The 21316-nt window shown below is 64.8% G+C and carries 21 protein-coding genes; 11 read left to right on the top strand and 10 right to left on the bottom strand.

The window, feature by feature from the left end:
• Positions 1–76: 76 nt before the first annotated feature.
• Positions 77–2422, bottom strand: coding sequence for a TonB-dependent hemoglobin/transferrin/lactoferrin family receptor (locus JQ591_RS04120; RefSeq protein ID WP_211394743.1), 2346 nt, complete (start codon positions 2420–2422; stop codon positions 77–79).
• A 258-nt stretch (positions 2423–2680) separates the two neighbouring features.
• On the opposite strand from JQ591_RS04120, the gene JQ591_RS35220 reads away from it, so the two are divergent.
• The 4 genes from JQ591_RS35220 to JQ591_RS04100 are packed head-to-tail and all read left to right on the top strand — an operon-like array spanning position 2681 to position 5747.
• Complete coding sequence (locus tag JQ591_RS35220) at positions 2681–2887, top strand: hemin uptake protein HemP (protein ID WP_249136489.1); 207 nt, start codon at positions 2681–2683, stop codon at positions 2885–2887.
• A gap of 6 nt (positions 2888–2893) precedes the next feature.
• The gene (locus JQ591_RS04110) at positions 2894–3847 is read left to right on the top strand and encodes a heme/hemin ABC transporter substrate-binding protein (protein WP_211394742.1); all 954 of its coding nucleotides are present in this window, start codon (positions 2894–2896) and stop codon (positions 3845–3847) included.
• Entirely contained in the window at positions 3844–4941 is a 1098-nt protein-coding gene (locus JQ591_RS04105; protein WP_211394741.1) for a FecCD family ABC transporter permease, read from the top strand. The genes JQ591_RS04110 and JQ591_RS04105 overlap by 4 nt, the downstream gene beginning before the upstream one ends.
• Positions 4938–5747: a heme ABC transporter ATP-binding protein gene (locus JQ591_RS04100; protein WP_211394740.1), complete on the top strand. Its 810-nt coding sequence runs from the start codon at positions 4938–4940 to the stop codon at positions 5745–5747. The genes JQ591_RS04105 and JQ591_RS04100 overlap by 4 nt, the downstream gene beginning before the upstream one ends.
• Here JQ591_RS04100 and JQ591_RS04095 read toward each other — a convergent pair.
• Positions 5744–7423 carry a mucoidy inhibitor MuiA family protein gene (locus JQ591_RS04095; RefSeq protein WP_211394739.1) on the bottom strand — a complete coding sequence of 560 codons (1680 nt, stop codon included), beginning with the start codon at positions 7421–7423 and terminating at the stop codon, positions 5744–5746. The genes JQ591_RS04100 and JQ591_RS04095 overlap by 4 nt on opposite strands.
• Between JQ591_RS04095 and JQ591_RS04090 the strand changes: the two genes are divergently transcribed.
• The gene (locus tag JQ591_RS04090) at positions 7320–7598 is read left to right on the top strand and encodes a hypothetical protein (RefSeq protein WP_211394817.1); all 279 of its coding nucleotides are present in this window, start codon (positions 7320–7322) and stop codon (positions 7596–7598) included. The genes JQ591_RS04095 and JQ591_RS04090 overlap by 104 nt on opposite strands.
• 9 nt (positions 7599–7607) lie before the next feature.
• Here the strand turns inward: JQ591_RS04090 and JQ591_RS04085 are convergent, their stop codons facing one another.
• A complete protein-coding gene (locus JQ591_RS04085; protein WP_211394738.1) occupies positions 7608–8228 on the bottom strand; it encodes a response regulator transcription factor in 621 nt (206 codons plus the stop codon).
• 200 nt (positions 8229–8428) lie between these two features.
• Here JQ591_RS04085 and JQ591_RS04080 point away from each other — a divergent pair, with 200 nt between their 5' ends.
• A complete protein-coding gene (locus tag JQ591_RS04080) occupies positions 8429–9466 on the top strand; it encodes an AraC family transcriptional regulator (protein WP_211394737.1) in 1038 nt (345 codons plus the stop codon).
• A gap of 2 nt (positions 9467–9468) precedes the next feature.
• Here the strand turns inward: JQ591_RS04080 and JQ591_RS04075 are convergent, their stop codons facing one another.
• Positions 9469–10680, bottom strand: a complete 1212-nt coding sequence (locus JQ591_RS04075) for an NnrS family protein (protein ID WP_211394736.1) — start codon at positions 10678–10680, stop codon at positions 9469–9471.
• Between the two features lie 128 nt (positions 10681–10808).
• On the opposite strand from JQ591_RS04075, the gene JQ591_RS04070 reads away from it, so the two are divergent.
• Positions 10809–11519 carry a Crp/Fnr family transcriptional regulator gene (locus JQ591_RS04070; protein ID WP_211394735.1) on the top strand — a complete coding sequence of 237 codons (711 nt, stop codon included), beginning with the start codon at positions 10809–10811 and terminating at the stop codon, positions 11517–11519.
• Positions 11520–11644: 125 nt separating this feature from the next.
• Here JQ591_RS04070 and JQ591_RS04065 read toward each other — a convergent pair whose 3' ends face one another.
• Together JQ591_RS04065 and hemN are read right to left on the bottom strand one after the other, a co-directional pair.
• The gene (locus tag JQ591_RS04065) at positions 11645–11842 is read right to left on the bottom strand and encodes a DUF1858 domain-containing protein (protein WP_211394734.1); all 198 of its coding nucleotides are present in this window, start codon (positions 11840–11842) and stop codon (positions 11645–11647) included.
• Between the two features lie 98 nt (positions 11843–11940).
• Entirely contained in the window at positions 11941–13293 is a 1353-nt protein-coding gene (hemN, locus tag JQ591_RS04060) for an oxygen-independent coproporphyrinogen III oxidase (protein ID WP_211394733.1), read from the bottom strand.
• Between the two features lie 159 nt (positions 13294–13452).
• Between hemN and JQ591_RS04055 the strand changes: the two genes are divergently transcribed.
• Complete coding sequence (locus tag JQ591_RS04055; protein ID WP_211394732.1) at positions 13453–13659, top strand: hypothetical protein; 207 nt, start codon at positions 13453–13455, stop codon at positions 13657–13659.
• Here the strand turns inward: JQ591_RS04055 and JQ591_RS04050 are convergent.
• Complete coding sequence (locus tag JQ591_RS04050) at positions 13656–13871, bottom strand: hypothetical protein (RefSeq protein ID WP_211394731.1); 216 nt, start codon at positions 13869–13871, stop codon at positions 13656–13658. The two genes, JQ591_RS04055 and JQ591_RS04050, sit on opposite strands and share 4 nt — an antisense overlap.
• A gap of 29 nt (positions 13872–13900) precedes the next feature.
• Here JQ591_RS04050 and nirK point away from each other — a divergent pair, with 29 nt between their 5' ends.
• Positions 13901–14998 (top strand): copper-containing nitrite reductase, encoded by a 1098-nt coding sequence (gene nirK, locus JQ591_RS04045; RefSeq protein WP_211394730.1) that lies wholly within the window; start codon positions 13901–13903, stop codon positions 14996–14998.
• 50 nt (positions 14999–15048) lie between these two features.
• The gene (locus tag JQ591_RS04040) at positions 15049–15927 is read left to right on the top strand and encodes an SUMF1/EgtB/PvdO family nonheme iron enzyme (protein WP_211394729.1); all 879 of its coding nucleotides are present in this window, start codon (positions 15049–15051) and stop codon (positions 15925–15927) included.
• Positions 15928–16189: 262 nt separating this feature from the next.
• Here JQ591_RS04040 and JQ591_RS04035 read toward each other — a convergent pair whose 3' ends face one another.
• Both JQ591_RS04035 and JQ591_RS04030 read right to left on the bottom strand, forming a co-directional pair.
• Positions 16190–16840 carry a 3-oxoacid CoA-transferase subunit B gene (locus tag JQ591_RS04035; protein WP_211394728.1) on the bottom strand — a complete coding sequence of 217 codons (651 nt, stop codon included), beginning with the start codon at positions 16838–16840 and terminating at the stop codon, positions 16190–16192.
• A gap of 15 nt (positions 16841–16855) precedes the next feature.
• Entirely contained in the window at positions 16856–17563 is a 708-nt protein-coding gene (locus tag JQ591_RS04030; protein ID WP_211394727.1) for a CoA transferase subunit A, read from the bottom strand.
• Between the two features lie 288 nt (positions 17564–17851).
• Here JQ591_RS04030 and JQ591_RS04025 point away from each other — a divergent pair, with 288 nt between their 5' ends.
• Positions 17852–19780 carry an AsmA family protein gene (locus JQ591_RS04025; RefSeq protein WP_211394813.1) on the top strand — a complete coding sequence of 643 codons (1929 nt, stop codon included), beginning with the start codon at positions 17852–17854 and terminating at the stop codon, positions 19778–19780.
• 108 nt (positions 19781–19888) lie between these two features.
• Here the strand turns inward: JQ591_RS04025 and dctA are convergent, their stop codons facing one another.
• The gene (gene dctA / locus JQ591_RS04020) at positions 19889–21268 is read right to left on the bottom strand and encodes a C4-dicarboxylate transporter DctA (protein ID WP_211394726.1); all 1380 of its coding nucleotides are present in this window, start codon (positions 21266–21268) and stop codon (positions 19889–19891) included.
• Positions 21269–21316 lie beyond the last annotated feature (48 nt).

Genomic DNA, 21316 nt, shown 5'->3' with positions numbered 1-21316 from the left:
AGACGAAAACGCGCCGAAACCGCGCTGGAGCATCAACGCGGCCCGGCGGAGATTGATGGTGTTGCGATGCCTGCGGCTAGGCGCCTCCAAAGTGAATCTTCAGGCCCGCCTTGTAGACCCTGCCCGGCCCCGGGCTCGACCACAGCACGTCATTCTGCGTGGTGCCGTCGGTCGAGCTGCCGGGAATGGCGTAGGGCCGGTAGTACTGGTTCAAGAGGTTGTCGATCGAGGCCGAGAACACGATGTCCCTGGTCGCGTTGTAGGTCAGGTACAGGTTGACCAGTTCGTATCCGGTCGCAGGCAGATAACCGGCGGGGACGTCGTTGTTGGGGCCGAACGAAGCCCACTGCGCCGTCAGGATCAGGGTACGATCGAGCAGGCGGACACCGCCGGTCGTGACGACCTTGCGCGGGGTGATGGTCGCGAGCCCGACATTGGTCGCGACGTTCTTGCCCTGGATGTAGTGTCCGGCGACGCCGACGAACCAGCCGCCGGCATCGTACATGGTCTCGGCCTCGAAACCCTGGATGCGGGCCTGCGCGATGTTCTGATACTGGTAGTACTGGCTGAGCAAACCGAACGGCGTCGCAACCGGCGTCGAAGGAACGAGGTCGATGTAGTCGCTGACGTCATTGCGGAACAGGTTGATCTTACCGCGGAACGAGTCGGACGCGGCGAAGATGCCGTCATATTTCAGATTGACGCCCACTTCCTTGTTCTTGCCGACTTCAGGACGAAGGTTCGGGTTGGGCAGGAAGCAGAACAGGCCGCTGGTCCCATCAGGGCAGGGAAAGAAAGCCGGTCCGCCGCCGGTCGCATGCGCGCCCGAGATCACGGTCTCGGTGATCGAGGGTGCGCGGTAGCCTTCGGCATAGCTGACATAGGGCTGGAAGCCGGCCACCGGCGTGACGCCGAGGGTGATCTTCGGCGAAAAGCGGTCGCCGCCGGTGCTGGTATTGCCCGACTGCAGATTGTAGCGGTCGTAACGGATTGCGCTCACCGCCTCGAACCAGGTGCCGTAGTTCTGCTTCAGTTGCAGGAAGCCGCCCGACACGGTGCGGATGCCGCTCGGCGTGGTGATGTTGGAGTTGCCGCGGCTGTCGGTCGTGACGACGTCGTCCTGGAACGCGTCAACGCCGTAGGTCAGCGCATTGCGCCAGTCGCCGACGTTGAAGCGCGTGGTGTTGTTGGCATCGACGCCGTACGTATTGAGGACATAGCCGCGCTTGTCGCCGACACAGCCCGAGACGTTGTTGCCGAAGCCGCCATTGCAATAGGCGGACGCGGTCGTGCCGTAGTGATAGGTCTTGGTCTGGTCGTTGTCAGTGCGATTGCCGTAGACCGACATGTGCCAGTCGAACAGATTATCGCTTGGCAGTGCATAGTTCCAGGTGATCGTGCCGGTGTAGGTTTTGGCATCGGACGCGTAGACGGACGAACCTCGGTTCAAAGCGACCAACGCGGGGGTTGAAGTAGGGCCCCGGTTGAACTGGCCGATATCGTACTGATAGTCCTGGAACACGGCGCCGAACTTGACCTCGTGGCCAAGGGCCGGCCGCACGGTGAGCTTCATCAGGCCGCTCTCGACCTGGTTGCCGGTGTTGCCGATCTCGGTGCCGTTGCCGTCCTTGTAGTTTCCCTGCGTGCGGTAGACCGCGCCGCCAAAGATATCGACGTCCGGCGTGGCGCGTACGCCGCCGAATACCGAACCGAGGCCGCGGTTGTTGTTGGAGCCGTACGAGCCGGAGAGATCGACGCCCCAGCGCTCACCGGGGCGCAGCACGTCGTTGATGTCCTTGGTGCGGAACGAGACGAGGCCGCCGATTGCACCGGAGCCGTAGATATTGGCGGTCGGGCCGCGGACGACGTCGAGGCCGCCGATCAATTCAGGGTCAAGGAAGAACGAGCCGTTCGCGTTGTGACCGGTGCGCTGATAGTTCTGCCGCGCCCCGTCGACGACCACGGCGACGCGCCCGAAATCCTGCAGGCCACGGACGTTGATGACGGTCGCGGGATCGTCGCCGCGCTCCTGGAACGACACCCCGGGCACCGCATAGAAGACATCCGACAGCCGGTTTGGCTGCAGACCCTGGATCTTGTCGAGCGAAACGGAGCTGACCGGTGCGAGCGCATCGATCGCGCGCTCCGGGGTCTTGGTTGCGGCGACCGTGATGGTGTCGAGCGTCTGCACCGGTGCAGTGCCGCCGGCCTGGGCGCGGGCGTTCATGACATCAGGCGCCGCCTGCTGCGCGACTTGCGGCTTGGCGGGCTTGCGCTTGGCCTGCTTCGGCCGTTCCGATGACGCACTTTCGACCTGCGGCTGGGCCGTCTGCGCGAGACTGCTCCCCGTCGTCACTGCCGCAATTGAAACCACCGACGCGCCCAAAATGAGGGCGCGCGAATACCTAGCCCCGTCAGCCATATCAGCCCCAGCCTGCACTTTACTTTTTTGGTGTCGTTTGGCTGGCGCGCGTTCGCAAAGGGAACGACTGGCTGGCTGATTTTCTCAAGGCGCGGACAAGCTGTCCGCTGCCATAATTGGTTACGTGGCAACACTTCGACGGTCAATGACATCAGGTTGCAGTTTATATCGATTGTAAATTGTCGCCGTTGGAATGCGCATCACGCCGCCTATACAAGCAAGACGCATCTGAAATTTCGAAAGCGCATCACACTTACCATGTCAGCAACGTCCGGAGACAGCGGCGGCGATGCGGCAGGGCCGACTCAAAGCCCTTCTGCAACAACGAGAACCCTCACCATGCGAGGGAGCCGGATCGACAGCCGCGAGCTGTTTGCGGCCGAGCGCGAGATCATCATCGCGCATGGCGAGGACAATTATCGTCTCCGTTTGACCTCGCAGAACAAGCTGATCCTGACGAAGTAACCTGCAATGGCATTTTGTCGCACCCTCACGAATCTCCTGCTCTCCGGCACGATCACGCTCGGGTCCAGCGCGCACGCCGCCGGCATCACGGTGCATGACGCGCGCAACCGCGATGTCGCTGTCGCCGACTTCGCGCGGACGATCTCGATCGGCGGCGCCATCACCGAGATTCTCTATGCGCTCGGGCTCGAGAGCCGGCTGGTCGGCGTCGATACCACGAGCCTTTATCCAGCAGCGGCGCTGCACGACAAACCCAATGTCGGCTACATGCGCCAGATTTCAGCCGAGGGCGTGCTCGGCCTCAACCCGACGCTGATCCTGGCGATCCAGGGGTCGGGCCCGCGCGAGACCATGGACCTGCTGGAGACGGCGAAGGTGCCGCTGGTGCTGGTGCCGGAGACCTTCACCGAGGACGGCCTGATCGAGAAAATAAGACTGGTCGGCCATGCCATGGGCGTCGACGCGCGCGCCGAATGCCTGAGCGCCGCGGTCGGCGCCGATCTCGCGCAGCTGCGCGCACTGCGCGCCAGGGTGACGAAGCCGGTCCGCGTGATGTTCGTGATGTCGCTCCAGAACGGACGCGCCATGGTCGCCGGTCACAACACCGCTGCCGACGAGATCATCCAGCTCGCGGGCGCCGCCAACGCCGTCGACGACTACGACGGCTACAAGATCATCGGCGACGAAGCGATCGTCGCGGCGAAACCCGATGTCGTGCTGTCGATCGAACGAGGCAAGGACTCACTCCAGGCCGACGCGATCTATGCCCATCCGGGCTTCGCGTTGACGCCGGTCGCGGCCAACAAGAGTTTTATCACGATGGACGGGCTCTATCTGCTCGGCTTCGGGCCGCGCACCGCGGCGGCGGCGCGTGATCTCTCCGTCCGGCTCTATCCGGCATTGGGCGACCGGGGCGGCACGTTCACCTCGGCCCTGTCGGCGGCGAACTGCCGGCAATGAGTGTCGCGGTCAGAACCGGGGCGCATAGCACCGGGCAACGCACCAGCAGGGGACGCAGGTTCGCGTCGGTTGCGCTTCCCCTGCTGCTCGCAGCGCTCGCAGTCGCCGCGATCGTTGCGCTGACCGTCGGCGCGGCCGGCATTCCCCTCTCGCGGCTGCCTGCCGCGCTCGGCTTTGCCGGCAACGCAGCCGCCGATGCCATGACCGCCCGTGACCAGCTCGTGCTGTGGTCGATCCGCATCCCACGGATCGCGGCGACCGCGATGGTCGGCGGCCTGCTCGCCGCGGCCGGCGCGATCATGCAGGGCCTGTTTCGCAATCCGCTCGCCGATCCTGCGCTGGTCGGCGTCTCCAGCGGCGGCGCGCTCGCGGCCGCAAGTGCCATCGTCTTCACCGATTCGCGCTTCGGCGAGACGCTGCGTTTCCTCCAGACCGAGCTGTTGCCACTTGCTGCTTTCGCGGGATCGCTGGTCACGACCGCGATCCTCTACGGCATCTCCAGCCGCGCCGGGCGGACCTCGATCGCGATCTTCCTGCTCGCCGGCGTCGCCATCACCGCGATCACCAATGCCGGCATCGGTCTGCTGGTGTTCGTCGCCGACGACCGCCAACTCCGCGACATCACGTTCTGGCTGCTGGGCTCGATGAGCGGCGCGACCTGGACCAAGGCCGCCGTGCTCGCGCCCATCCTGGTCGCCGGGCTCGCGGCCTGCACCTACATTGCTCGCGGCCTCGATCTCCTGGTGCTCGGCGAGGCCGACGCCTTCCACGGCGGCGTCGACGTCGAGCGTCTGAAGCGGATCTCGATCGTCATGGTCTCCGCCATGACCGGCGTCGCGGTGTCGATCAGCGGCGTCATCGGCTTCGTCGGCATCGTCGTGCCGCATTTGTTGCGCCTCGTCATCGGCCCGGCGCACCGCCTGCTGCTACCGGCCTCGGTGCTGCTCGGCGCGATCCTGATGGTCGGCGCCGACACGCTGGCGCGCACCATCGTGGCGCCGGCGGAGATGCCGATCGGCATTTTGACCGCCGCAGTCGGCGCCCCGGTCTTCCTCGCCATCCTGCTGCGGCAACGCGGGCTCGCCTCGCTATGAGCGCCGTGATCGAAGCCCGAGCTTTAAGCAAGCGCGCCGGCCGCGCGACGCTGCTCGATGGCGTCGGCCTGAGCGTGGGGGCCGGCGAGATGATCGCGATCGTCGGCCCGAACGGCGCCGGCAAGTCGACGCTGCTGCGGCTGCTCTCCGGCGATCTCCGCCCGAGCGAGGGCGAGGTGCGGCTGAAGCAGCGCGACATCCGCAGTTTTACGCCGCGCGAGCTCGCCGCGCGCCGCGCGATGCTGTCCCAGCATATCAACGTCACCTTCCCCTTCACCGTCGAGGAGATCGTGCAGATGGGCGCGGGCGACCGCAGCCCGGGCGATGCGGGACGGCTTGTCGACGCCGCGTTACATGAGGTGGGCCTCGAACATTTCCGCGAACGACAATTGCCGACGCTGTCAGGCGGCGAGCAGCAGCGCACCCATTTCGCCCGCGTGCTGGTCCAGCTCGCCTGCGGCGAGGCCGAGCTTGGCCCCGGACTCTTGCTTTTGGACGAGCCGACATCGAGCCTCGATCTGCGTCACCAGATCGACCTCGTCGAAGCCGCGCGCCGCCGCGCGGCGGACGGCACCGCCGTCATCGCGATCCTGCACGACCTCAACCTCGCGATCCGCTTCGCCGACCGGCTGGTCGTGCTGAACCGCGGCCGGCTCGCCGCCGACGGCCCGCGCGCCGATGTCGTCACACGCGAGGCCATCCGCGACATCTTCGAGATCGACGCCGTCGTCCATCAGGCTGACGACGGCGTACCTTACGTGCTGCCGCAATCGATGCGCGCGGCGCCGCCTGTGGCGGGAATTTAGCCAGCCGGCACGATCACCATGCTCTTGTCCTTCGGCCAGCGGATGCGCCAGGCGAAGTTGATGTCCTTGACCTCACCGGGTTTGGCGTCGAACGACCATTCCAGGACGCCGCGCCGGTCGCGGATGTTGCTTGCGGTCGGCGGCGTGGTCGCAGGCAACATCTCGACGAGGATGTCCTCGTTCTCGCTGACCGGCAACTGATCCTCGATCGCGACCTTGATCGGGAAGTCGTGACCATTGCGGACGGTGGTCTTGAATGCGCGCTCGTCGGTCTTCGACGTTGTCACCAGGAGGCCGGCCGAACCTTCGTTGCGCTTGAGCACGGCGCGCTCGACCTTGATCTTGTCGTCGGCGCCGAAGCCGAGCCGCACGATGTCATCCTTGGCCGAGGCCGAGAGCTTGCCGCGGCCGACGAAGACGCCGTCGCGATAGATCGCGACCTTGCCCGGCAGCAGTGTCGCGTCATCGGTCTGCTTGAAGCTGGCTTCGAGGAAGGCGGTCGGGTCCATCACCGGTGCCGCGCGCACCATGAGATCGACGGGCACGTTCATCGAAGTGATGCGCAGGCTCTTGGCGCCCTCGGCGGCGCCGAGGCTAACGCGGCCGGGAATCCGGAAGGTGGCCTGGAAATCGCCTATTTCGGCAACCGCCTGCTGTTCTTCGGCGCGTTCCGCAAGATCTTCCCTGGATCTGCTGACGTAGGCGGGGGCTTCCATCTTTCGCTGCATCGGTGCCGCCGCAGGCATTGCCGTATCGGAGACTGAACCCAGCGCGCGCGGCTTCGGGACTTGCGGATATTGTGCAACCAGCGAATTCAGCTCCGGCGCGCTGCCGCCCCGACCGATGCGAACCGTGGAAACGCCGAGCGCGACGTTCGACCAGTCCTCGCCGGTCGATTGCGTGACCTCGGCGCGGCGGACCAGCTCGACTTGCGGCTTGCGATCCTTGGCACCGGTGTCCAGCCGGGCATCATAGAGCGGCATCCAGCGCGCGTTGCGCACATTATAAGTGACCCGCAACGTCGCCTTCGTTGTGGCGGCCGCGGCGAGGTCCATGCGAACCTCGAGCTTGCTCGGCGGCTTGGCCTTGCGCTCGGCCTCGAGCTGGGCGATCTGACGATCGATCTCGCGCAGCTTGCGCGTGGCGTCACGGACGGCGCCGTCGGCACTTGCAACTTCCTCGCCGACCGCAGCAAAGGCCGCGCGCCATTCGGCGATCGGACGCGCCTCGCCCTTGTCGCCGATGCCTACGGGGGAAGCTTCTGCAAAGTGCTCCGCGAACTTGCGGCGCGCATTGGCCGAGTCGATCGCGCCTTGCAGGTCGGCGCGCTGGTCGTTCAGGGCCTCGATACGCTTTTCAAGCTCGGGCAGGTTGACCGGTGCTGCGCGCGGCGTTCGCGCATCGATCGTCCCGATGGTGAGTTTTGCGCCTCCTTCACCCTCGACCCGGAGGGAGGACGTATCGAGGGCGAGCGGGAAGTCCCTGGCGATCAGCGTCGAGTCGCCGGACGGCAGATCGACTGTGATGATGCGGGTGACGGTGGCGCCATCCGGATAGACGGTGACGGTGTCGATGGTCGATGTGGCGTCCACATCGGCGGCCCATGACGGCAACGCCGTCGCCATGGTCACTAGAACCAGGCTCGTCGTCGCCAAACATCTTGCGGTGATGCGCATGAAATCCCTCCTGCAATATCGCCGCACCGCCAGCCGGACGCGCGCGATCAAATGCCTCGCCAACAAGGTTGGACGCGGCAGGAAAGGAACTGGTTCGATTGGGGTTTCCGTGGGGCGCCGCGGCGGCGGCACCATGGCCGCGGAACGTGTCATCGTCCCGCAGCAAAGCCGTTAATCTTGGTTCTCAGATTTGGGGAGGCGAACCCTGCCCGAAGATGCGGCGAAGCAAGTCTGTCACATTCCTAGCGCCCGCCTTCTTCAGGATACCGGCGCGATAACCCTCGACCGTGCGCGCGCTCAGATGCATGCGCCGGGCGATCTCCTTGTTGGTCAGGCCGGCGGCAAGATGCTCGAGCACGTCGCCTTCTCGCGCGGTCAGGGGTTCGCAGCCGGGCAACCAGCGCTGCCGGTTGGAGCCGGGCTGCGCGAACTCGTCGATGGCGGCATCGATCCGATCGACGATGTCGCGGGTGCGGAATGGCTTCTCGATGAAGTCGGCCGCACCGCTCTTGATGGCATCGACCGCCATGGCGATGCTGCCGTTTGTCGCGGTCACCAGCACCGGCGCCATGCAGTTGTCCTCGCGCAGGCGCTTGAGCACGTCGAGACCGGAGCGATCAGGCGGCATCTCCAGCAGCACGCAGGCCGGCATCCGCGCCTTGGCTTCCGAGAGCAGAGACGCACCGTCGGCGAAGCAGATCACGTTGTAGGCGCTCTGTTGGAGCGCGGTGGACAATTGTTCGCGGGAGGCGGCGTCGGTGTCGATGACGAATACCTCACCCTTGGAAAGCACGTTCCCCGGCATAATTCCGATCCAGCAATATCTTGGTCAAATGGCCCGAGCCGGCAGCGGGCCCCGTCGCGCCGCGCCGTCATATGCACGGCATTCACGCCCGTGCTTCGGTTTCACATATGTATGTTCCACCATGTTCCCGGATTTGACGGATCGGGACAGAAACTTTACATTTCGGGACATCTGCGGGATGGCTGGCAGGAACGGGGCGCATGACCGACCTCATTCGCAGCGCAGGCTTGAGCTATTATCCGGAGGTCGCCCGGTCGGTCGGGCTCGACCCCAAGCAAATGTTGCGCAAGGTCAGGTTGCCGCTGGCCTGCCTCGACAAGCCCGACACCCCCATTGCCGTCACCGGTCTCCGCCGCCTGCTTGAATTGTCGGCAGAGGCGTCCGGAGCCGAAGATTTCGGCTTGCGGCTTGCCGAGCGCGGCGGTCTGACCAATTTCGGCGCCGTCGGCCTGATCGTGCGCGAACAGGCGACGGTCGGCGAGGCGATCGAAGCCTTCTCGCGCTTCATCCCGATCCATCACGACGGCATGAAGCTGGACGTCACCCGCGACAAGCAGTCCGTGACCGTCACGCTGCACCTGCGCGGCCGACAGCCGACCGCGCCGCGCCAGTCGATCGACATGGCGCTCGGCAGCGTCCACCGCATCATCCAGTCGCTGTTCGGCAGCGATTGGCGGCCGCAGGAAGTGCACCTGCATTATCCGCCGCCGCACGACCGCAAGCGCTACCGCGAATTCTACGGCTGCCGTGTGACCTTCAACGCAGAGGACGATTCGATCCTGTTGTCGGCGCACGACATGGAGCGCCGGATCCCGAGCGCGCATCCGCTGATCGCGACCTATCTGCGCAAGCGGATCGAGGCGATCGAGACGCGGCCGGCAAGCTGGGAGGAGAAGGTCGACGAGGTCGTGCGTCTCCTGCTCGCCAGCGGCGACTGCACGGTCGAGCGCGTCGCCGAGCACCTCGCCTGCACCCGCCGCACCATCCACCGGCACCTTGCCGAAGCTGGCACCAGCTTCTCGGCCATTCTCGACGCGCAGCGCGCCGATCTCGTGGTCCAGCTGATCGACGACCCCGGCCGGCCGCTGGCCGACATCGCCGTGCAGCTCGGATTCTCCGCGCAGAGCGCCATGGCGCGCTGGTTCCGCGGCCGCTTCGGCTGCACCATCACCGCATGGCGCAAAGGCGTCCGGCCACCGGCATCATCGACCGCGGTGCCCGCGGCGACCGCGGCCTGAATTCAGCGTGCCGGGACGGGCACGCCCATGATGGCGAGCGCGCGGCGGCGGCTGCCGGCGAGCAGCGGGCCGAACGCGACGGCAAAGCCGAGGAAAGCGACGATCCAGCCGCAGGCCGCAATGTGCAGCAACGCGTCGCTGTGCGCAGGCAAAACCACCGCCGTGACCCGCGCCAGCGCCGCGACGATGATCGCGGCATAGATGCCTTGTGTCGCCGGCGAAGCCGTCAGCGCCTGTCCGGTATGGCCGAGACTCGCACGGGTCATCACCGCGAGCGTCATGGTTCCGGCCGCGCCCGCCATCCAGGCGTGGATGCCAGCGCTTGGCGGCAGTGCGCCCGAGCTCGCCAGAGCATGCAGGAGGAAACCAAGCGGCACGAAGGCGTAGCCGACATGGAGAATCAGGAGCAACCGCTCGCGCGAGGTGCGGTCACCGGCCCAGCGTGCAAGCCGCACCAGGTGCAACACACCGACCAAGGCCATCACCACGCCGGTGAAGGTGCTCAACGGCGCCACGATCCACGCGATGATCGCAATTGCGCTGCATCCGATCACCACGCCGTCGAAGCGTCCGAATGGCACCGGGAGGCGGCCAGGGTTGGACTTGACCAACCAGTTTCGGGTGAAGCTCGGGATGATGCGGCCGCCGATCAGCGTGATCAACAGCACGACCACGCCGACGCCGACGCGGATGCCGACATCGGCCGCACCCGCGTAATGCGCTTCGAGATGGAAGGCGATGTTGCCGGCGAGCAGCACCAGCACCAGCACCACCACAGGAAGGTTGCGCCAGTTGCCGCCGGCAATGATCTCGCGCGTTGCAGCGGCGACGACCAACGTCAGGAAGGCGGCATCGACGGCAAGCGCAAACGCCCAGCCGATATCGGCGGACAGCGTCACCGCGACACGGCCGGCGAGCCAGACCGCCAGCAGCGCACCCAAGGACGTCCCCTGGATCGGCAGCCGCCCGGTCCAGTTCGGAATCGCCGTGAACAGGAATCCCGTGATCACCGCAGGCAGGAAGCCGTAGAGCATCTCATGGACGTGCCAGTCGCGCGGCGCGAAAGCGGAGCTCACCGACAATTCGCCGTAGAACATCGGCAGCCAGGCCAGGATCGAAAGCCCTGCCTGGATCGCGGCGAGCAGGAAAAAGGGCCGAAAGCTGTTCGCAAACAGCGGCCAGCCCTTAAATTTACGGGATCGGGCGCCAGCCATGGGTCAACTCCAGTCGATTCAAATCGTCGCCTGGAAAAATACTGCCGTTCGGCCTGCCCGTTTTGAGCTATCGCAAACACCCTGACGATTGCAGGTGCCATCACACTTCCCGGCGCCAAGGAGGCAGAATGGCCAAGGTCGACACATCGCTGGTTGCGCATTTGCCGCTGTTTGCGGGTGTCAAACCCGAGGACCTTGAGGAGATCCTGCGCGAGGCCCGCTCGGCGCGCTACCCCAAGAACAGTGCCATTTTCGAGCAGGGCGCGGACGCACAATCCTTCTTCCTGCTGCTGCACGGCCATGTTCGCGCGGCCAAGACCACACCGACCGGCGAGCAGATCGTGGTCCGCTATGTCGCGCCGGGCGAAACGTTCGGTCTCGCGATGGCGATCGGAGCCACGCGCTATCCGGCCACGGCGATCGCGGTCGACGACAGCGTCGCCCTGATCTGGCCGACCTCGGCCTGGCCGCGGCTGGTCGAGCGATTTCCTTCGCTTGCCGCCAACACGCTCCAGACTGTCGGCACGCGGCTCCAGGAGAGCCACACCCGGATCCTGGAAATGTCGACCCAGCAGGTCGAGCAGCGCGTCGCGCATGCGCTGCTGCGCCTCGCCAAACAATCCGGCAAGAAGCTCGACCGCGGCATCGAGATCGACTTCCCGATCAGCCGCCAGGACATCGCGCAGATGACCGGCACCACGCTGCACACCGTGAGCCGCATCCTGAGCGGCTGGGAACAGCAGGGCCTGGTCGAGAGCGGACGTCAGCGCATCATCCTGCGCGATCCACATGGGATCGTCGTGCTGGCGGAGCGGAGCCCCGACAGCGGCGTGGCGTGAAAGCCGCGCCAGAACGTCTCCCTAAAGACGCGTTTCCGAAAATAGGGGTGAGGGTGCGTCCGCTTACGGCGAAAGCGCCCCTCACCGGGGAATCCGCGCGCGGCCCGCGCGAATTCCAGACCGCTTCACGCCGGCACGCAGTCGCACAGCGCGGCGAGGAATTTGTCGCGATCGATGCCATGCTCGCGGCAGGCGTCATCGACCGTGTGGAAGGTTGCGATCGGACAGCCGACGCAAGCCATCCTGAAGGCGAGAAACACGCGGATCGTGTGCGGCGCCGTGCGCATGATGTCATCGACCAGATCGTCGGATCCAAAAGGCATGGACAACTCCGTTCCGAAACGACGATAGCGGAGCGGGCGGGAGTCTCTTTGTCGAAGCGCAAGCTGGCCCGTCATTCCGGAATGACGGCAAAGTGATTTCACACCGCCCGGCTGTGCAACTGCTTCGCCGGATCCAGATGTGCGTCGAACGCGGCTGCGACGCTGCGCACGAGAAAGCGCGAGTCCTTGGCGACTGCGATGCGGTCGCCGTCCAGTCTCACGACGCCGTCGGAAATCAGCGGCTTCAGACGCGACGCCGATTTCAGCATTGCCCCGGCCTCTGCGCCATGACGCGCGCAGATGTCGCCAAGATCGACGCTGAACTCGCACATGATGCGTTCGATGATGTCGGCGCGCAGCCGGTCGTCGTCGGTGAGCCCATAGCCTTTCGCGGTGGCCAGATGGCCCGCGGCGATGCTCTGCGCATAGGCGCCGATCTGCACCTCGTTCTGGACATAGCCCTGCGGCAAATGTCCGATCGCGCTGGCGCCGAAGCCGAGCAGAACTTCGCCCTTGTCGGTGGTGTAGCCCTGAAAATTGCGCCGCAGCGTGCGTTCCTCGAAGGCCACAGCCATGGAATCGTCGGGCCGCGCGAAATGATCAAGCCCGATCTGCACGTAACCGGCCTCCTTCAACGCATTGGCGATCGCACAGGCCTGGTCGTGGCGTGCAAGGCCGTCAGGCAGCGCGGCCTCGTTGATCATGCGCTGGTGCTTCTTGAAATCAGGTACATGCGCGTAGCCGAACACCGAGAAGCGGTCGGGCCCAAGCTCGAGCGAACGTCGAACGGTATCCAGGCACGAGGCAACGGTCTGGTGCGGCAGCCCGTAGATCAGATCGAAGTTGATCCCGTTGATCCCGGCGCGCTGGAGCATGTCGACGACGGAAGCCGTCTGCTCATAGCTCTGCACGCGGTTGATCGCGCGCTGCACGACAGGGTCGAAGCTCTGCACCCCCAGGCTCGCGCGATTGACGCCGGAGAGCCGCATGGCCTCGACCATGTCGGCAGTCAGCGTGCGGGGATCGATCTCGACGGCAATCTCGGCCGACGGCAGCACGAAAAACGAATGGCGCATGGCCGCCATCAACTCGGCAAAAGCCTCCGGCGCCATGATCGTCGGCGTGCCGCCGCCGAAATGGATGTGCTCGACCTTGATGCGCCGGCCGATGGTCTCGGACACCTGCGCGATCTCGCTGCGCAGCGTGCGCAGATAGGCCGCGATGAGCCCGTCTCGACGGACGATCTGGGTATGGCAGCCGCAATACCAGCACATCTCGCGGCAGAACGGCACGTGCAGATAAAGCGACGCGCTGGCCCCCGTCGGGAGCTCCGCCAGCCACCGGGCGTAGGCGCCCTCGTCGATCGCCGGCGAGAAGTGCGGTGCGGTCGGGTAGCTCGTGTAGCGCGGCAGTCGTTCTTCGCCGTAGCTCGCCGCAAGATCGGCCCTCATATCTTACCCATTCGTAAATCAATGCTGCGCAGTGGGGCGGCGCATCCCGGATGGCACTAGATTACCCATTTTCGGGCGCGCTACCTTGCGTTCGCTCAAAGTCCGAGCGCCTGATCGGAGCCATGGTGATATTTGACTATTGCCCTCTGGAGATAGGCTATGGCGTCGTTCGCGCTCGATCTCGTTCTGTGGCTCACCGGCGTTCGCGACCATATCCCGCGCTTCGACGATTTTCGTCCCGTCCCCTCCGCGCCCGCCGCCGGCGCCGGCCACCTCGTACGCGTGATGGTCATCACGGCCGCCGTCTTCGTCGCGCTGTCGCTCGCCGTCTGGGGTACGGTCTGGATTGCGATCCAGTTGCTCTAGTCGACAACGATCCGCGACAACAATCCATTCGCAATAAACGCAATTGAACATGCGAACGATTTGCGACCGACGCGGCTGACGTCGCGCGCTGTCGCGTCTTTCGTATCGCCGACGCGATGTTCGACAAACTCCTTAAGGATTTTACCGGAGGCGAATCCGGCAAAAGCTTGTCGCAGCGCAAACACACTTGCCGCGATCGGCGCACACTGCATTCCGTCATCACAGATGAAGGATGCTTCCGATGTTCACCCGCCGAGCCGCATTGATCAGCGCCGCCGCGACTGCCTTGATGCTGGCGACACCCGCCTTGGCCGCCGATGATCTCAAACTGCCGCGCCAGAAGATCGAGCTGGTCGCTCCGCCCTTCGTGCATGCGCACGAGCAAGCGACCAAGCAGGGTCCCAAGATCGTGGAGTTCAAGCTCACGATCGAGGAGAAGAAGGTCGTCATCGACGAGAAGGGCACCACCTTCCAGGCAATGACCTTCAACGGCTCGATGCCGGGCCCGATGATGGTCGTGCACGAGGGCGACTACGTCGAAACGACGCTGGTCAATCCCGCAACCAACTCCATGCCGCACAACATCGACTTCCATTCCGCGACCGGCGCGCTCGGCGGCGGTGCTCTCACGCTGGTCAATCCCGGCGAGCAGGTCGTATTGCGCTGGAAGGCGACCAAGACCGGCGTGTTCGTCTACCATTGCGCACCGGGCGGTCCGATGATCCCCTGGCACGTCGTCTCCGGCATGAACGGCGCCGTGATGGTGCTGCCGCGCGACGGCCTCAACGACGGCAAGGGCCACGCACTGAAATACGACAAGGTCTACTATGTCGGCGAGCAGGACATGTACGTCCCGCGCGACGACAAGGGCAATTTCAAGTCCTATGACTCGCCGGGCGAAGCCTTCACCGACACCGAAGAGGTGATGAAGAAGCTGATCCCCTCCCATGTCGTGTTCAACGGCAAGGTCGGCGCGCTCACCGGCAAGAATGCGCTCACCGCCAATGTCGGCGAGAACGTGCTGATCGTGCATTCGCAGGCCAATCGCGACAGCCGTCCGCATCTGATCGGCGGCCATGGCGACTATGTCTGGGAGACCGGCAAGTTCTCCAACGCGCCGGAGACCGGGCTCGAGACCTGGTTCATCCGCGGCGGCTCGGCGGGAGCTGCGCTGTACAAATTCATGCAGCCCGGCATCTACGCCTATGTCACGCACAATCTGATCGAGGCCGCCGACCTCGGCGCCACCGCGCACTTCAAGGTCGAAGGCAAGTGGAACGACGATCTGATGACGCAGGTGAAGGCCCCTGCGGATATCCCGGCCCCCAACACCAACTAGACGTGACGAGGGGCCGGTGATGACCGGCCCCTTTTCCTTGGGGAACGACCATGCTGATAGCATTCAAGCTGAAACTGCTACTCGCCTGCGCCGCCGGGCTTGCAGGGCCGATCGCGGTGGCGCCGCTGGTGTCGGACATCGGGACCCACGGCACCGCTGCGGAGCCTGCCATCGTCAGGGTCGCGCCAGGTAGCCTCTCCTATCGCGAGGCCGGCGATTTCACGCGTGCCGGGCAGCAGGCGGAAGCGCCGCTGCGCGCGATGCGCTTCGAGAGGCCGCTGCACATCATGCGGCATCAAGTCTCGTCATCCGACTATCAGATTTGCGTGCAGGAGGGCTCTTGTCGCGCGCTTGATCGCGGCGTGGCAATCGCCTCCGATCGGCCTGCGGTGCAGGTGAGCTGGCACGATGCCGAGGCTTATGCGGGTTGGCTATCGCGCAAGACCGGTCACAACTACCGCCTGCCGAGCGACGCGGAATGGGCCTTTGCGGCCGGCTCCAGATTTAAGGATGACGGCCTTCCGGTGGACGCAGCAGATCCATCGAAACGCTGGATCGGCCGCTACGAGCGTGAATCCGAACGCGACCTCTTCGACACGACGGCCTATCCGTTCGGCAGGTTCGGTTCGAACGAGCACGGCATCGAAGATCTCGCCGGCAATGTCTGGGAGTGGACCTCGACCTGCTTCGTGCGCTCGCGGATCGACGAGGCCGGCAATGCCGGCCGCCCCACCGTGAACTGCGGCGTGCGTATCGCCGAGGGTGCGCACCGCGCCTATGTCACCGATTTCATCCGCGACGCCCGCGCCGGCGGTTGCGCGCAAGGCGTGCCGCCCGCCAATCTCGGCTTCCGCCTGGTTCGAGAGGAAACCTCCTGGGTCGCGAGCGTGTCGGCGCGATGGGGTCGGGCATGGTTGGTCAAGTCATGATGCGATTGTGGAGGCAACGTGCGCGCTGCCTCCACAATGTCGTCCTGGCGAAAGCCAGGCCCCATAACCACCAGGCAAAGTTTGGCGAAGTCTCGCGTTGACAGCCCTTGGGACGCCCACCGACTGCGCTCGATAGACCTCGCGGTATGGGTCCTGGCCTTCGCCAGGACGACACCGAAGATGTGGTCACAGCGGCGCCAAAGCTGAAACGGAAATGGCCGGGACGATGCCCGGCCATTCACGATCATTCGCGACTGCTGTATCAGGTGTTCTTCAGCGCGACGCGGAATTCGGCTTCGGTCTTGGCCTTGACCTCGTCGAGCGAAACGCCGTCGGCGAGCTCGATCAGCGCCATGCCGCCGCCGCCGTGCTTGTCGATGGTGAAGACAGCCAGGTCAGTCACGACCATGTCGACCACGCGCTCGCCGGTCAGCGGCAAATTGCACTGCTTCAGAAGCTTGGCACCGTCCTTGGCCGAATGCTCCATCACCACGACGACGCGCTTGACGCCGGCGACGAGATCCATCGCGCCGCCCATGCCCTTGACCATCTTGCCGGGGATCATCCAGTTGGCGAGATCGCCGTTCTGGGCCACCTGCATGGCGCCGAGGATCGACAGATCCATGTGGCCGCCGCGGATCATGCCGAAGGAATCCGCGCTCGAGAAATACGAGGTCGACGGCAGCTCGCTCACGGTCTGCTTGCCGGCGTTGATGAGATCGGCGTCCTCTTCACCCTCATAGGGGAACGGGCCCATGCCGAGCATGCCGTTCTCGCTCTGGAGGCTGACGTCCATGCCGTCCGGGATGTAGTTCGAGACCAGCGTCGGGATGCCGATGCCGAGATTGACGTAATAGCCGTCACGCAGTTCCTTCGCGGCGCGCGCAGCCATCTGTTCACGGGTCCAGGCCATATCGGTCTCCTGATCTCAAGCTGCCGTGCGCGGGCGGGTGTTGCGGAATTCGATGCGCTTCTTGGCCGTTCCGACCTCGACGATGCGCTTTACGAAAAGTCCGGGCGTGTGGATGTGATCGGGATCGAGCTCGCCGGCCGGAACCAGATGCTCGACCTCGGCCACCGTGACCTTGGCGGCGGTCGCCATCATCGGGTTAAAATTGCGCGCGGTCTTGCGGTAGATGAGGTTGCCGGCAGTGTCGCCCTTCCAGGCGTGGACGATGGCGAGGTCAGCGAACAGGCCGCGCTCCATCAAGTACTTCTGTCCGTCGAATTCCTTCACTTCCTTGCCCTCGGCGATCAGCGTGCCGACGCCGGTCTTGGTGTAGAAGGCCGGAATGCCGGCGCCGCCCGCGCGGATGCGCTCGGCCAGCGTGCCCTGCGGATTGAATTCGAGTTCCAGCTCGCCGGCGAGGAATTGCTGGGCGAACAGCTTGTTTTCGCCGACATAGGACGAGATCATCTTCTTGATCTGGCGGGTTTCCAGCAGGCGGCTGAGGCCAATTCCGTCGACGCCGGCATTGTTTGAGATCACCGTCAGGCCCTTGACGCCGGACTCGCGGATCGCGTCCGACAGCTCCTCGGCGATGCCGCAGAGGCCGAAGCCGCCCGACATGATCATCATGTTGTCTTTCAGAACGCCCTCGAGAGCCGACTTGGCGTCGGGATAGACCTTGTTCATGCAAATAACCTTCGAGTGAACCTTCGGCTTGCAGGCGTCGCGCCTTATTGGCGGCAATTATTAGGCGAAATCGTCCGAGGCCGTCAATGATACGGGGTTCTCCGCTCCGCCCCCGGGTGATAGAAGCTGCCCAAGCCGTGGGCGCAACCGTTCCCGCGGCCTTGAAAGCGACAAGAAAACCCATCAAGTTGCGGCACTTAACACAATAGTCTTGGGCGTGGGGCGCGCAGGTTTCCCGGCCCGCCTTCTGGCTCCAGCGACCAACTCGATCAGGACATGCCATTGACCATGGCCCAAGGAATGAAGCGCCTCGGGACGCCGATCGCGGCGCTGCTCGGCGTGGCGCTGATCGCCCTGATCGCGACCTCATGGCTCATCAACCGCGACGCGCTGCGCAAGGCGGTGGAAACGCAGATCCGCGACGTCACCGGGCTCGAGCTCAGTGTCGCAGGCGCGATCGACATTTCCGTGCTGCCGGCAAGCTACATCTCCTTCCATGACGTCGGTCTGAAGGGCGGCGGCACCAGCGATCCCGCGCTCCATGTCGACGTGCTGACCGCGAACCTGCGGCTGCTGCCGCTGCTGCTGCAACGGTTCGAGATCGCCGACCTGACGCTGCTGCGGCCGCGCATCCATGTCAGCCTGAAGCCGGACGGCGAGAGCAACTGGACGCCGTTCATCCAGACCATCGCGCGCACCATGAAGCCCGGCGCCGAGAATCAGGTGTCGTTCTCCGAGATCCGGATCCAGGACGGCGTGCTCAATTACGAGGACGCTGCCACGCACGGCACCGAGAAGTTCGAGGACATCGACCTGTCGCTGGCCTGGCCCTCGATCTCGCGCTCCTTTGCTGCGACCGGACAGTTCGACTGGCGCGGCGAACGGGTCGACGGATCGATCAGCTTTTCCGATTTCGTCGCCGCGCTCTCCGGCGAGCGCTCGGGGTTGAAGGCGCGGATCGCGAGCGCACCGCTCAAGCTCGCCTTCGACGGCAACGTCGCCAACCGCACCAGCCCGATGATGGAGGGCACGCTCACCATCGACAGCCCGTCCTTGCGCAACGCGCTGCGCTGGACCGGCCAGCCGCAGCCCGCCAGCGGCGGCTTCGGGCGCTTCGCGTTGAAGGCGCGCGCCAATGTCGTCGGCGCCTCGATCGCGCTCACCAACGTCAATGTCGAGCTCGACGGCAACACCGCCGAGGGCGTGATGACCTACGCCAATAACGGCCGGCAGACGCTGCAGGCGACGCTCGCAGCCGACGCGCTCGACTTCACACCTTATATCTCGACCTTCCGCCTGCTCGCGAGCGGCGCGCGCGACTGGAACAGGCAGCTGTTCGATCTCAACGCCCTGTCGACCACCGACCTCGACATGCGCCTGTCGGCAGCCAAGCTGACGGTCGGGGGGTCGAAACTCGGTCGCACCGCGATCGGCGCGAATCTGCGCAACGGCACGCTGGCGCTCTCGGTCGGCGAGGCCCAGGTCTATGGCGGTATCGCCAAGGGCTCGTTCGGCATCGCGCGCTCCGACACCGTCGCCGACATCAAGGCGCAATTCCAGTTCACCGACGTCGACCTTCAGGCCTGCGCCTCCGAGCTGTTCGGCCTCAACAAGCTGTCCGGCCGCGGCAACATCAACGTCTCGCTCCTCGCTTCCGGCTCGAGCCCGTTCGGCCTCGTGCAGTCGCTCGACGGCAGCGCCACCGTGACCGGGCATGACGGCGCGATCTCGGGCTTCAATGCCGAGCAGCTCCTGAAGCGGCTCGAGCGGCGCCCGCTCTCCGGCGGCGGCAATTTCCGCAACGGCTCCACCCCTTACGACAATCTCACCATCGCGGTGAAGTTCTCCGACGGCGTCGCCACCGCCGAGGACATCCGCGTCGAGGGACCTGCGGCGAAGATCACGATGACCGGCACCGCCTCGGTGCCGACGCGCGAATACGACATGAAGGGCGTGGCCAGCCTCAACAGCGCGTCGGGCTTCGAATTGCCCTTCGTGGTGCAGGGCCCCTGGGACGATCCCCTGGTCTTCCCCGATCCGGAAAGCCTGATCCGCCGCTCGCCGGCCTCCGCGCCGCTGCTGGACATGCTGAAGGAGCGCAAGGGGGGCGATGCGGTGCGCTCGGCAATCGAGCGCATCACCGGCAGCGGAAAACGTCCCGCACCGGTCGAATCGCCGACGGCGGAGAACGCCAAGGAAGGCGCGAAGTCGAACTAGTCTGATCGACGTCGCGCTCTCTGTTTTCGGCAGCCAGCGCTCAACAAGTTCGACTTGCCGGCGCCAGCCAAATTGAACGCCGCAGCCGATTTCATCCCAAGGGTGGAGTTAAGCGGCCGATTGCGTCGTCGAAATCCAGGACTTGTCCTGCTGCGCTGCTCCACCGATCTTCGATCCGGCTGGGACGTTAGGGGTGCCACTCTGTCCCAGTTCGCGGGCCAACACCTCGCGGTCACAAGCGTCCTCCCACAGCGAAATGGTGATGGATGCGACACAGTTGCTGATCATGCTGGTCAGCGCCCGCGCTTCCGACATGAAACGGTCGATGCCGACCAGCAGCGCCACTCCGGTCACGGGCAGATCCGGCATGACGGAGAGGGTCGCAACAAGCGCGACGAAGCCGCTGCCGGTAACTCCGGCCGCCCCTTTGGAAGTCAGCAGCATCAAGCCGAGCATCGCCGCAATCTGCCCCCACGACAGGTGAATGTCGCAGGCCTGCGCGATGAAGATGGAGGCCAAGGTGAGATAAATGGCGCTGCCGTCCAGGTTGAACGAGTAGCCCATCGGCAAGACAAGCCCTGACACGCCCTTCCGGCATCCGAGTTGCTGCAGCTTGTGCAGCGCGCCAGGCAGGGCCGGCTCCGACGATGACGTGCCGAGCACGATCAACAGCTCTTCCTTGAAGTAGCGGATGGTCTTCCAAAGACTGAAGCCGTTTAACCGCGCCAAGGTACCGAGCACGACGACCACGAAGACGGAGCAGGCGATATAGAAGGTCAGGATCAGCAGTCCGAGTGAGCCAATCGAGCGGATGCCATAGCGGCCCACCGTGAATGCCATGGCGCCGAAGGCGCCTAGCGGAGCGAGCTTCATGATGAAGCCGAAGGACACAAACAAGACGTGTGAGAACGAGGCGACCGCCTTGGTCACCACGATGCCATTGTCGCCGGCACGGCTGAGACCAAAGGCGATCAGAATGGAGATCAGGAGCACCGGCAGCACTTCGCCCTCCGCAAACGCCCCAAAGAACGAGTGCGGGATGATGTGCAGAACGAAGTCCGCGAATCCGGTCGCACCGGCCTGCTTGGTGAATTTCGCAGCCACAGACGGATCCAGCGTGCTGACGGAAACATGCATGCCCACGCCCGGCTGGATCAGCGATACGGCGACGAGCCCGACAAGCAATGCAAGCACGGTCAGCAGGTAGAACAGCGCCATCGATTTCGCCAGCGTCCGGCCGACCTCCCGGGAATCGCTGATGCTGTTGATGCCGCTGACAACGGTGCAGAACACGATCGGCGCGATCATCATCTTGACCAGCTTGATGAAGCCGTCGCCAAAGGGCTTCAGCGCGGCGCCAAATTCGGGCCAGAGATGGCCGGTGAGGACACCCAGCATGAGGCCGATCAGCACCTGGACGTAGAGAATCCGATACAATGGCTTCCGCGCCTCGGTGTTCGGGGACCCGTCCCGCGCCTGCTTCTGCATTCTCGTTTCTCCCATGGCTCTGATTTTTTAAGGGCTTGAAAGCGGTCC

The sequence above is a fragment of the Bradyrhizobium canariense genome, assembly GCF_018130465.1.
Lineage (GTDB): Bacteria > Pseudomonadota > Alphaproteobacteria > Rhizobiales > Xanthobacteraceae > Bradyrhizobium > Bradyrhizobium canariense_C.
The sequence above is the reverse complement of the archived record's forward strand: the minus strand, read 5'-3'. Positions and strand labels throughout refer to the sequence as shown.